Here is a 12,502-nt window from a genome sequence, read left to right on the forward strand (position 1 = left end):
TGTTGACAGGCTTTTTCGTCTAAGCGTAACATTCGCGCCTTACGATAAACGTAGGGAGTATAAGGAGACTTATGGTACATGCTGAACGCATTTAAATTAGAGAATAATCGCCTGCTCCGTCTTGAGCTTGAAAACGGTGATCAGTTATCTGACTCCATGTGGGTAGATTTAGTCGGTCTGGGAGATGAAGATCGTCTCCGTGTTCAGAATGAACTGGGGCAAGTACTGGCAACCCGCACTGAATTGGATGATATTGAGGCATCGGCACGTTTTTTTGAAGATGAAGATGGTCTGCACGTCCATTCATTCTTCTACTTTGAAGACGCCGAAGATCATGCTGGTAACTCGACAGTGGCATTTACCATCCGTGACAGTCGTCTCTACACATTGCGAGAGCGTGAACTTCCTGCATTTCGATTATACCGAATGCGCGCCCGCAACCAGACTATGGTTGACGGGAATGCCTATGAGCTACTGTTGGATTTGTTCGAAACTAAGATCGAACAGTTGGCAGATGTGATTGAAAATATCTACAGCGTACTGGAATCCCTGAGTCGAGTTATCATGGAAGGCAAACAGGGGGATGAATTTGACTCAGCGCTTTCAAACCTTGCCGAGCAGGAAGATATCGGCTGGAAAGTCCGTCTGTGTTTGATGGATAGCCAGCGTGCTCTTAACTTCCTCGTGCGTCGCGCCCGCCTGCCCGCTAATCAGCTTGAACAGGCCCGTGAAATCCTGCGAGATATCGAATCTCTGTTACCGCATAACGAATCTCTGTTCCAGAAAGTCAACTTTCTGATGCAGGCGGCTATGGGTTTCATCAATATCGAACAGAGCCGCATTATCAAAATCTTCTCGGTTGTTTCCGTCGTATTCCTGCCTCCAACGCTGGTGGCTTCCAGCTACGGTATGAACTTCGAATTTATGCCGGAATTGCACTGGACATTCGGTTACCCTGCGGCTATTGGTGTGATGATTGCAGCGGGGCTAGCACCTTATCTTTATTTCAAGCGGAAAAACTGGCTGTAATAATCCCCGCCCACTGGTGGGCGGAGGGATAATTCGGTTACTTGCGCAAGCGGTGCTGGGTGTACAGAGCATCCAGCGTAAACAGGATCAATGCAGCCCAGATAAAACCAAACGTGATCAGGCGCTCCGGACCAATCTGTTCGCCATAAACCAGCGTTGCCAGCAAAAACATCAGCGTTGGGCCAAGATACTGGAAAAATCCCAGTGTGGATAAACGCAGATGAGCAGCGGCTGCGGTGAAAAACAGCAGCGGTACAGTGGTAATGATACCTGCGGCAATCAACAACATGTTCAGTGATAGCGTGTTATCTAGCATATTACTGGTTGGGCTGCTGGTAAAACAGAAAAGATAGATCATCGCGACCGGAAATACCCAGACAGTTTCAATCATCATGCCGGTTTGGGAATCAACGCCCAATTTTTTACGGATCAACCCATAAACGGCAAATGTCATGGCCAAGTACAGTCCAACCACGGGGATAGAGCCAAATTGCCATAACTGAATCAATACGCCGGTGAAGGCCAGCCCTACCGCGATCCATTGCATCCGGCGGAAACGCTCGCCAAGAAATATCATGCCGAACAGTACGTTAACTAATGGATTGATAAAATACCCGAGGCTCGCTTCCAGCAGATGTCCATTATTAACCGCCCAGATATAGACGAGCCAGTTACTGGCAATCGTAAAAGCGGTGATGCCTAACAGCAGCAGTTTTTTCGGTTGACGCGCAACGACCCACACTTTACGCCAGTGGCGTGTCAGTGTTAGCAGTAGCACCATAAAGAACACAGACCATATAACACGGTGCGACACAATTTCATCGGGCGGTACCTGTTGTATGGTCTTGAAGTAGATGGGAGCCAGCCCCCAAATAAGATAAGCGCCTAAGGCATATAGAACGCCTTTGGCAGTCTGTTGGTCAGTCATAATATCCCTGAATGTAAAAGAAAATCAGAAGAGCTTGTGAATCGTTAGCACTCATACAATGTGTCACTGGGATGAATGATTTACAAGGGGTTAATGCCGTGAGGGATGAATAAAATTTTGCCACTCATTTTAATGGCGTTTTATGCTTAATTTGTATTTGTTAATAACATAATTCACTATATTTATACAACCTAACTCATTTTTCATCTCAAAGCTTGTGTGTTCAGGAGTGGATTAAAAAATGAACTTTCGTGGTTGATGGACTAAACGTAACTTATCTAGAAATTAGTTTGTTCTAATCTTATACAATCAATGTAACTGGCTATTTTTTATAATTAAATTATCTTCTTCCCGGATATATATTCTGAGTCATCAGGCTCAAGATCACCTCCTGTAGTATCTTCTCCTGCACCAATAAATATTTCTCCCGATGGAGACTTTATACATACTTCAACATCGGGGTTTCTATATAAAAAAAGGTGGGTTTGGAAATAGGGATGTTTGTCTGTTATCGGGTAATATTGGAATCCATTATTTATCGGAGACGGACAGGAATATTTATTCTGCTGAATTGAGCTGCGAAATTGTCTAGGTAAATAAAGTGATATGTTGAATGGAATTTAGGAAGAGTGAACGACTTGGGCTCACTCATAATCCAATGATTGGCGTACTTATCCTGTAAAAAAGGAATGTGTTTTTATGGCACATTCCCTTATTTTGGCTTTTGGGAGTCAATAAAGTATCACCCAACCAAATACGTTGCCATTGCGCTGGCGATATGCACCTGCCGCTCATTGTGCAGTTCAACTCTGGCCACTGACACTTTGTTGCCACTACGGACGATATTGCTGCTGGCGGTGAACACTTCACCGCGTCCCGGACGCAGGTAATCAATACGCAAATCAATAGTACCGATGGTCGGCAGGCGTTTTTCCATCTCTGCTATCGTGATGGTTTCCATTGCAGTCAGAGCGTTGCCTGCGCAAATCAGGCCACCGGCAACATCCAATATTGAGGCAATCACGCCACCGTGCAGGATTTTCTGGGCCATGTTGCCGACCAGCTTATCTTGATTGCGAAATCGAAGCTCTGCATAGTCGTGATCAAAGCGGAGTAATTCGAACCCCAGCAATTGGTTGAATGGCATGTGATAAACAAATAACTCACCAATAATCTTACGGGCTTCTTCCTGTGTTAATGGCTGGGTTGATCGCTGTATTGTTTCCATGTCGGATTTCCTGATGTTAAAAAGTCAATAAGCTGATATTGAACAGAACCTTATGGTTAATAATTTGTTAAGTTTATGCTTTTATAACTCATCTTACCAGTTTGCGAAGCACCTCGGAAAACAATTTATTGAAGGAAAACTTACTACAGAAAATTACCATTCAGTGTGTAGAATAAACAGGTGACTTTTTTGTTTTGGGATAGCCGTTTTTATACGCAGCTATTCAGTGGATATGGAGAATCCATGATCGATGATGATTTCGGGAAGATCCGTTTTGGCATCGGCACCATGCTGAATGATATGCTGTCATTGTTTCAACAGTGAGATAGCATAATATGTACAGGCGCCTGAATCGCGTCTGTATTTTTTACTGCCTGTTTTTTTAAATGATTGAGGGAAGGCGTGTCTACCGCAGAAGCCATCAGCACGGCATCGCTGGCTGAACAAGTATTACGAAAAACATTCGGATATCAGCAATTTCGTCCCGGACAGCAGCAGGTTATTGATGCTGTTCTCGATGGGCGTGATTGTCTGGTAGTCATGCCAACCGGTGGCGGTAAGTCGCTGTGTTACCAGATCCCTGCCCTGATCAACAATGGGCTGACGTTGGTGGTTTCGCCATTGATCTCGCTGATGAAAGATCAGGTTGATCAATTGAGGGCGAACGGCGTAGAAGCGGAATGTTTGAATTCAACCCAAAACCGTGAGCAGCAGATTGATATCGTTCAACGCTGCCGTCAAGGAAGCATCAAGCTTCTCTATATCGCACCTGAGCGGCTGGTGACGGATAATTTTCTCGATCAACTGCATGATTGGCACCCTGTGCTGCTGGCTGTTGATGAAGCACACTGTATTTCTCAATGGGGGCATGACTTCCGGCCAGAATATCGCGCGCTGGGGCAATTTCGTCGACGCTTTCCTGAACTTCCATTTATTGCACTGACAGCAACGGCGGACAAAACAACCCGTCAGGACATTACTCGCCTGCTGGAACTGCACGATCCGCTTATCCACCTCAGCAGTTTTGATCGTCCCAACATCCGTTACACATTGGTTGAGAAATATAAACCTCTCGATCAGCTATGGTCATTTGTGCGTGGTCAGCAGGGAAAAAGTGGGATCATTTACTGCAACAGTCGAACCAAAGTGGAAGAAACTGCTGAACGCTTGCAAAAGCGGGGGCTGAGTGTTGCCCCTTACCATGCTGGGCTGGATAACAATCAACGGGCATGGGTGCAGGACGCTTTCCAGCGTGACGATTTGCAGGTCGTTGTGGCAACCGTCGCTTTTGGTATGGGGATCAACAAACCTAACGTGCGTTTTGTAGTGCATTTCGATATTCCGCGCAATATCGAATCCTATTATCAGGAAACTGGCAGGGCGGGGAGAGACGGCCTACCGGCTGAAGCGATACTGTTTTACGATCCGGCGGATATGGCATGGCTGCGTCGTTGTCTGGAAGAAAAACCAGCAGGTGAGCAACAGGATATTGAACGGCACAAATTGAATGCCATGGGCGCATTTGCGGAAGCCCAGACTTGCCGTCGGCTGGTACTACTCAACTATTTTGGTGAAAGCCAGCAGACATCATGCGGCAACTGCGATATTTGTCTTGATCCACCAAAACGTTACGATGGTCTGGTGGATGCGCAAAAAGCGCTTTCCTGCATTTACCGTGTTGGACAACGTTTTGGTATTGGCTATATTGTAGAAGTATTGCGCGGTGCAAATAACCAACGCATTCGTGATTTTGGCCATGACAGACTGCCCATTTACGGTATCGGTAAAGAACAGAGTCAGGAACATTGGATGAGCATCCTGCGTCAGCTCATTCATCTGGGATTGATTAGCCAAAATATTGCCAATTATTCTGCGTTGCAGCTCACAGAGGCGGCGCGGCCTGTTTTGCGGGGAGAAGCGTCTTTACAACTTGCTGTGCCACGCATTCAAAGCCTGAAAAGCCGGAATCAGCAAAACAAATCATACAGTGGCAATTATGATCGCAAATTATTTGCCAAATTGCGCAAATTGCGTAAATCCATTGCGGATGAAAATAACATTCCGCCTTTTGTGGTTTTCAATGACGTTACGCTGATTGAAATGGCAGAACAATGTCCAATAACACCTAATGAACTTCTGCTGATTAATGGTGTTGGGCAGCGTAAACTGGAGCGTTTTGGCGATGTTTTCATGGCGCTCATCCGTGATCATTTCGAAGGGTCAGAATAACCAAAGGATATTAACCGAGGATGATGAATGGCGCCTGAGATATTGAAAGCAAGCTGGTTAAACCGCGAACCTCAGTTCTCTGCGTTTACGAATGGACTATTACTGGATTTCTGGAAAACCAGAGACGAACGGGAATTTATGGGCGTTGATGATATCCCCATTCGTTATGTCTCCTTCCGTTCTCTCCATCACGATAAAACGCTGTTGATCCTGCCGGGCCGCAGTGAAAGTTATGTGAAATATCCTGAAATAGCCTACGATTTTTACCACTTGGGCTACGACATTTTTATTATTGATCACCGTGGGCAGGGGCGTTCAGGGCGAATGCTTGATGATCCCCAAAAAGGCCACGTTGAAAAATTTGATCACTATGTGGATGATTTGGCCAAATTTGTTGAATTGGAAATTACCCCGCGTCAGTCCCACCGTTGTTATGCGTTGGCTCACTCAATGGGAGCCGCGATCCTCAGCCGTTTTCTATTACGGCAAGAACTCGTACGTCAAGAACCCGATTTTCGGGCGGTAGCTCTGTGTGCGCCGATGTTTGGCATCAACTTACCGATGCCTCGCTGGTTGGCAAATTTTCTGGTCAATCAGGCTGAACCTTATCCTAAAAGGCGTAACAGTTACGCGGTATCAACGGGGCAGTGGCGTCCGTTGCCCTATCTTATCAACCTGTTAACTCACAGTTATGCACGTTATCAGCGCTATTTACGCTATTATGCCGATTATCCTGAATTGCGCCTCGGAGGGCCGACTTACCATTGGATGCGTGAAAGTATGCAAATGGGAGACGAACTGATTGAAAATGCAGGGGTAATTCAGACTCCGCTCATTGTTTTAAAAGCAAGTGAAGATAAGGTCGTTAATAATCGGGAGTTACTGGCATTTTGTGAATCTCGACAAAAAGCCAGAACAGGAAAAGCAGAAAAAAAACCTCTGGTCATCCAAGGGGCACATCACGAAATCCTGTTCGAAAAAGATGCATTACGGGCGCAGGCTCTCAATGCAATTTGTGATTTTTTTGACCAGCACTGATTTAGCTTAGGAATTATAACCATGTATCATGTTGTTGCTTCAGACTTGGATGGCACATTATTGTCTCCTGACCACAAATTAACGCCGTATACCAAAGAAACGCTGAATTTACTGACGAATAAAGGGATTCACTTTATTTTTGCGACAGGCCGTCATCATATTGATGTAGGGCAGATCCGCGATGGTTTGGGCATTGATGCTTATATGATTACCTCTAACGGGGCGAGGGTGCATAATACTCAGGGAAAATTGGTATTCAGCCATAACCTGGCGCCTGATATTGCTCTTGATTTGTGCTTAATGGAGTTCGATAACCCTAATACCCTCACCAATTATTACCGTAATGATGATTGGTTCATTAACCGTGAAAGTCCTGAACAGAATGAGTTTTTTCAGGAATCTGTTTTTCAGTATCAGATTTTTCCGCGTGATAACTTCCCTACGGATGGCGTGTGCAAGGTCTATTACGTCAGTGAAGATCATGACTATTTGGAACAGTTGGAAGAAACGATTAAAGCGCGTTGGGGAGATAGCGTTAATGTCAGCTTTTCACTGAGAAATTGTCTGGAAGTGATGGCGGGTGGTGTATCTAAAGGCCATGCGCTGGAACAAGTCTGTCAGGCCATCGGATATCAATTGAGTGACTGCATTGTCTTTGGTGATGGCATGAATGATCAGGAAATGTTGTCTGTGGCGGGTAAAGGCTGCATTATGCAGGGCGCACACCAACGCCTGAAAGACATTTTGCCGGAAATGGAAGTGATTGGCGCTAATGCTGATGATGCCGTTTCATATTATTTGCGGAGCATGTATCAAGTCTGATGGTAATGGTTCGGAATGTTGATTGAGAGCAGCACCTGATGGGGTGCTGTTTTTTTATAGGTAATGTTAATTATAATAATTGATTATATTATCTATTTTTCATTTTTATATAAATAAATCTGTTTGTTTTAGAGGGTTATTACTTCGGTAAAGATGATTGTATTATTTATTTGATTTTATGACGGGTTAAATATAAGAAGTTATTTTCTTATTTTTTAATCTTATTTACTAACTTACCCTTAAAACTAATATTTAGCTCTTTGTGTCTTTATTTCAGTGATTTGACATAATCAGGTAACAATATCAAGGTCATCATTTATAGATATACTATAATTTCTGATTAAAAATCAATCTATCAAGGAGGTTCATATGCTGATTTTATTAAAATTTTTTATTTTTAATAGGTTGGTTGAAATTATTTCATTATGTGATAATTTTATTAGTTTTAATATTTACCAATTAAGAGATGTTATATATAGTAAACAGAGTAAAATATATGTTTATATATTGCTTTAAAATAAATTTTGATAGAGTGATTTTGTTTTTATGGATTGAAAATTTTTATTTTTTTACTATTATTTGTGACTGAGGTGCAATTGTTATTTTCAAGATTTGTGAAAATCTACTCGAGTAGATAAGTTGAAAAATAAAAACTATAAAAATATAACTATAAAAAATTATTTTTCCGGTTTATAACATCGGAATTGATAATTTACTGTTCCAATACTCAGGGAACATTTTATGCAGTTTGGAAATGTCATGGTGCCCCTAACGAGAAAACGACATACATCCGAAGTGTGTCCGGTGGCTCGGAAGGGGCATAAGGATTTTTGTCGAACCGCTTTTTCTTGTTGGTTAGGCACAACAATGGAATATGCCGATTTTGCACTTTATGGTTTAGCAGCAGGGATTGTTTTTGGTGATATATTTTTTCCTGATATGACACCAGCGACTGCTCTGCTTTCCAGTTTTGCAACTTATTCTGTTGGATTTATCGCTCGGCCTATTGGCGCTTTATTGTTTGGATGGTTGGGTGATCGTAAAGGGCGAAAGCTCGTTATGGTAACGACTATTACTCTTATGGGAGTCTCTACAACACTTATTGGATTGATTCCTAGTTATGCTCAAATTGGTATTTTGGCCCCTATTTGTTTAGTCATTTTACGATTCTCACAAGGGCTGGGTGCGGGCGCTGAACTTTCTGGTGGGACGGTGATGTTAGGAGAATACGCTCCTCCAGAAAAACGGGGTTTGGTTTCTTCTATCATTGCACTTGGCTCCAATAGTGGAACATTGCTGGCATCATTGATTTGGCTGCTGGTATTGGCGATGGATCAAGAAAGTTTACTTGCATGGGGATGGCGTATCCCATTCTTATCTAGTTTCTTACTCGCTGTGGTTGCTTTGTTTATTCGTCGACATGTGAGTGAAAGCCCTGTATTTCAACGTCATAAAATGGAACTAGAGGCTCGAAATCTACAAGTATTGCCTAGGGAATATAGCGATAAAGAAGAGCGTGAGTGTACGAATATTTGGAAACGAACAAAAGCCTTTTGGATCATGGTTGGCCTGCGTATTGGTGAAAATGGCCCATCTTATCTTGTTCAAGGTTTTATCATTGGCTATGTTGCAAAGGTGTTGATGATAGATAAATCCATACCTACGATAGCGGTCTTTATTGCTTCAATTTTCGGTTTTTTTATTGTTCCATTGGTGGGATATTTATCTGATCGCTTTGGGCGCCGAATTATCTACCGTTGGCTTTGTCTATTGTTAATTCTGTATATTGCCCCTGCGTTTCTCTTGCTGGAGAGCAGTAAACCCATCATCGTTATTTCAACAATTGTTGTAGGGATGGTACTGGCCTCTCTAGGAATCTTTAGTGTTCAGGCCGCATGGGGAGTTGAACTGTTTGGAGTGACAAATCGCTACACGAAGATGGCTTTTGCAAAAGAATTGGGCTCCATTTTATCTGGTGGTTCTGCACCATTAGTTGCATCAGCTCTGTTGTCTTTTTTTGGGCATTGGTGGCCTATCGCATTTTATTTTGCATTTATGGCAGGAATTGGGTTTATAACAACATTCTTTGCGCCAGAAACCCGCGGCAGAGATCTGAATTTGCCCGAAGATGCTATTTAATACCTAGCAAGATAACTCATTATTAATAACTTTGGCATGAATTAACATTATTTAATTCGTGCCAAAGGTTTATTACATTCCAAAGCATGGTATTTTATCCCCTAAACTATTTAAATTATAACCTTTTCCTACACACTAAATTAATATCATGAAGTTACATTCTAAACGAGTGACTCGTACTGATGTCGCCAGAGAAGCAGGCACATCAGTGGCTGTAGTCAGTTATGTTGTTAACAATGGCCCGAGGCCCGTTGCAGAAGCGACACGCCAGCGTGTATTAGCGGCTATAAAGAAAACAGGCTATCGTCCAAACGGTATTGCAAGAGCACTGGTTTCTGGGAGGACCCAAACTTATGGGCTTGTTGTACCAAATATATCTAACCCATTTATTTCCTCTATGGCTCACGCGTTACAGCAAGAAGCGTTCAAACATGGGCAAGTATTGCTATTGGGGGACTCAGGAGATGATCGAAAACGTGAAAAAGAATTGATCAACAACCTATTGCATCGTCAGGTTGATGGGTTGCTATACACCAGTATTGATCGTCATCCTTATATCGAACTGATCCAAGAAAGTGGAACACCTTGTGTCATGTTAGATCGAGTTGATGCAAAGCTAAATGTTAGTGCAATCATTGTCAATGAACGGCTTGCTGCATTTAAAGTTACTCAACATCTAACTCGGCATGGTTATCGTGATATAGCCATTATCTGTGGACCACGTGATATGTTAAATACGCAGGATCGTATTGCTGGTTGGTGTGATGCATTACAACAGGCGAATTTGACTGTGCATGAAGAGTGGATCTTTTCTACAGACTATACCCGAATGGGAGGCTATGAGGTGACATTGCAAATGTTAAAAGGAAAATGGCCTCGTGCATTGTTTGCCACCAATGAGTTACAGGCATTCGGGTGTCTTCGTGCACTGTCTGAACATGGAATAAAGGTACCTGATGACATTGCGTTGGTTTGTTTCAACGCTACACAACAATCGCAATTTAATGTGCCTTCTTTGACAGCAGTACGTCAGCCAGTTAATAAAATGGCACAAACAGCTATTGAAATGCTGAAAACATGGAATGGAGAAACTCGTGAATGTGAATTTGAATTTGATTTACAGATCGGAGAATCCTGTGGTTGTACATCTTTTGTAAAAGAATAAGTATGCGTTTAATTATTGATTGTGATCCAGGGAACGGTATAGCAGGAGCTAATATTGATGATGGTCTTGCATTAGCTCTTGCCATAGCAGCCCCACAAATTTCCCTTGAATTAATTTCTACTGTTTCGGGCAACACTCCCAGTGAAATTGGGTATTCTGTTGCAAAATCACTTTTACAGAGATTAGGTGAAAATATTCCTGTATTGCGTGGTGCTTCTCAAGGATTCTTGGAACCCATGAACATTTGGCGTGAGAAACTTGATTATGGTGTTGATCAAAATGACCTACGTGATTTATGGGAATATGTTGCGCCTCCGAAACAATTTCCTATAGTTGCTCCATCGGCGTCTCAGGGAATGGGGGAGCTTGTATGTCGTAATCCAGGAGAGGTTACGCTAGTGGCGATTGGTCCTTTGACTAATGTTGCTCATGCTATGCAGTTATATCCTGAGTTTGCTAAATCCGTGGCTGAAATTGTCATCATGGGGGGAGTGTTTAACGTTCCTGGTTATCAAAAAGATACCAATTTCGGTATTGATCCAGAAGCAGCACATCTTGTGTTAACAAGTGGTGCAAATATTACTTTGGTGCCGATGGATGTGACGACGCAGACCCAGATGCTACATTCTGATTTGGATTATTTATCCACATTTAATAATCCTCTTTGTAGGTTTTTGGTTGATACGATTCGCCCTTGGATGAATTATTCAATAAAAACAAGAGGGCTAGAGGGGTGTTGGATACATGATGCGCTCACGGTTGCTTGGTTAATTGATAGAACAATAGTAACTAGCACACAAAATTATGTGGATGTTGTTTTAGAAGGAGCTGATCGTGGAATGACCTGCTTTTATGAACCAGAATCAGCATCGTTTAATATGAATGTTTCCAATAAGATAAATCCTATAACAATCTTGAACACAGTGGAGAGTGATCGATTTTTATCGATGATTTTCCACTATATTCAGAATTACTGAATGTTTGTCGATTAATGTTGTTTTTCTATGGGTTTTATTATTAGGTTCAAGATTTTTTGAGTGAACTGTTATTTGCAAATAGCAGTTCACCATACTGGAATACAACTGCTTCACTAATATCCCCTTTTTTTGTTACAGCCCAATCGGCATGTTTTCCAAACAGTAATGCCCGTGGGGCAATGACACTAATCGCAAAAACATAAGTCCATGCCTGATAGTAATTAGCAACAAAAATCAGAGGAACCATCTTCAAAACGAATCCCGTGCTTACGGAAATTGCTCTCCGCTTTGGCGGGATTCCATTCAAATTCAAGCTCCATCTTCATACTATGAAATATATTTTCGTATATATAATAGTGCATCGCAAGTGAGGAATTTAACATAACTCCGTTCCCTGCCTGTGTCAGACCAAAGCGATAGTATCGTATTTTACCAAAGTTAAAATATCATGTTCCGATTAGTCTACTTTCGTGCATAAAGACATCTTTAATGAATCTCTGTCGGGTAATATAGAAAATCGAAAAATAAATCTGGATAAACATAGAGGTATAAATCAGAGAATACAGGCGGTTGAAAGAATCGATTATTTTACCAATAAGCGGGATCGAAAAAGTATCAGGACGGCAGAAAGTATGGTTGTTGTCGCGAGAAAAGCCGGTATTACTGATGTACTGTGGGATAAGGTATATTCCCAATAGAAACCGTTACTAATGAAAAGAAATTCTATATCAAAAAAATGCTATCAGTAACCACGGCCGACCAGATAAAATCTTCATGTCATCTCGAATAGTGTGGGATTAAGCGTGTTAGGCTGCGTCCCTTAATTAGATAACCGCCTGTAAAAGAGTCGAATACAGCCTAATTTCACCATGGACAAATAGTTTCGAGCGGTTTTTTCGTAACGGGTTGCGATACGCCGATTTCCTTTAAGAAAACCGAAACAACGT

The 12,502-nt window shown here is 42.3% G+C and carries 10 protein-coding genes and 3 pseudogenes; 8 read left to right on the forward strand and 5 right to left on the reverse strand.

Translation table 11 applies throughout. The annotated features are described in order from the left end of the window. The first annotated feature begins 78 nt into the window (after positions 1-78). Positions 79-1,029 (forward strand): magnesium/cobalt transporter CorA, encoded by a 951-nt coding sequence (gene corA / locus NXS07_RS07315; RefSeq protein ID WP_012990416.1) that lies wholly within the window; start codon positions 79-81, stop codon positions 1,027-1,029. A 37-nt stretch (positions 1,030-1,066) separates the two neighbouring features. On the opposite strand, the gene rarD is transcribed toward corA, so the two are convergent. The 3 genes and pseudogenes from rarD to NXS07_RS07330 form a co-directional block, all read right to left on the reverse strand. Beyond that, entirely contained in the window at positions 1,067-1,957 is an 891-nt protein-coding gene (rarD, locus tag NXS07_RS07320) for an EamA family transporter RarD (RefSeq protein ID WP_038214057.1), read from the reverse strand. Between the two features lie 341 nt (positions 1,958-2,298). Continuing rightward, a pseudogene (locus NXS07_RS22180) lies at positions 2,299-2,430 on the reverse strand (DUF6386 family protein); the annotation flags it as partial. 269 nt (positions 2,431-2,699) lie between these two features. Continuing rightward, on the reverse strand, positions 2,700-3,185 hold the full coding sequence (locus NXS07_RS07330; RefSeq protein WP_038207784.1) for a thioesterase family protein: 486 nt from the start codon (positions 3,183-3,185) through the stop codon (positions 2,700-2,702). Positions 3,186-3,389: 204 nt separating this feature from the next. On the opposite strand from NXS07_RS07330, the pseudogene NXS07_RS07335 reads away from it, so the two are divergent. The 7 genes and pseudogenes from NXS07_RS07335 to NXS07_RS07365 form a co-directional block, all read left to right on the forward strand. Then, a pseudogene (locus tag NXS07_RS07335) lies at positions 3,390-3,509 on the forward strand (hypothetical protein); the annotation flags it as partial. Between the two features lie 78 nt (positions 3,510-3,587). After that, the gene (gene recQ / locus NXS07_RS07340; RefSeq protein WP_038214061.1) at positions 3,588-5,414 is read left to right on the forward strand and encodes an ATP-dependent DNA helicase RecQ; all 1,827 of its coding nucleotides are present in this window, start codon (positions 3,588-3,590) and stop codon (positions 5,412-5,414) included. 27 nt (positions 5,415-5,441) lie between these two features. Next, a complete protein-coding gene (gene pldB / locus NXS07_RS07345; RefSeq protein WP_038195508.1) occupies positions 5,442-6,452 on the forward strand; it encodes a lysophospholipase L2 in 1,011 nt (336 codons plus the stop codon). A gap of 21 nt (positions 6,453-6,473) precedes the next feature. After that, positions 6,474-7,274: a sugar/pyridoxal phosphate phosphatase YigL gene (gene yigL / locus NXS07_RS07350; RefSeq protein WP_038207779.1), complete on the forward strand. Its 801-nt coding sequence runs from the start codon at positions 6,474-6,476 to the stop codon at positions 7,272-7,274. Positions 7,275-8,033: 759 nt separating this feature from the next. Beyond that, entirely contained in the window at positions 8,034-9,413 is a 1,380-nt protein-coding gene (locus NXS07_RS07355; RefSeq protein ID WP_071826309.1) for an MFS transporter, read from the forward strand. A 148-nt stretch (positions 9,414-9,561) separates the two neighbouring features. Beyond that, positions 9,562-10,578, forward strand: a complete 1,017-nt coding sequence (locus tag NXS07_RS07360; RefSeq protein ID WP_258086466.1) for a LacI family DNA-binding transcriptional regulator — start codon at positions 9,562-9,564, stop codon at positions 10,576-10,578. A gap of 2 nt (positions 10,579-10,580) precedes the next feature. Further along, complete coding sequence (locus NXS07_RS07365; RefSeq protein ID WP_038207772.1) at positions 10,581-11,555, forward strand: nucleoside hydrolase; 975 nt, start codon at positions 10,581-10,583, stop codon at positions 11,553-11,555. Positions 11,556-11,601: 46 nt separating this feature from the next. On the opposite strand, the gene NXS07_RS07370 is transcribed toward NXS07_RS07365, so the two are convergent. Together NXS07_RS07370 and NXS07_RS07375 are read right to left on the reverse strand one after the other, a co-directional pair. After that, the gene (locus NXS07_RS07370) at positions 11,602-11,808 is read right to left on the reverse strand and encodes a hypothetical protein (protein WP_258086467.1); all 207 of its coding nucleotides are present in this window, start codon (positions 11,806-11,808) and stop codon (positions 11,602-11,604) included. A gap of 567 nt (positions 11,809-12,375) precedes the next feature. Further along, positions 12,376-12,502 (reverse strand): annotated as a pseudogene (locus tag NXS07_RS07375) (IS5/IS1182 family transposase); the annotation flags it as partial.

It is taken from the genome of Xenorhabdus bovienii (assembly GCF_024721015.1).
Classification (GTDB): domain Bacteria; phylum Pseudomonadota; class Gammaproteobacteria; order Enterobacterales; family Enterobacteriaceae; genus Xenorhabdus; species Xenorhabdus bovienii.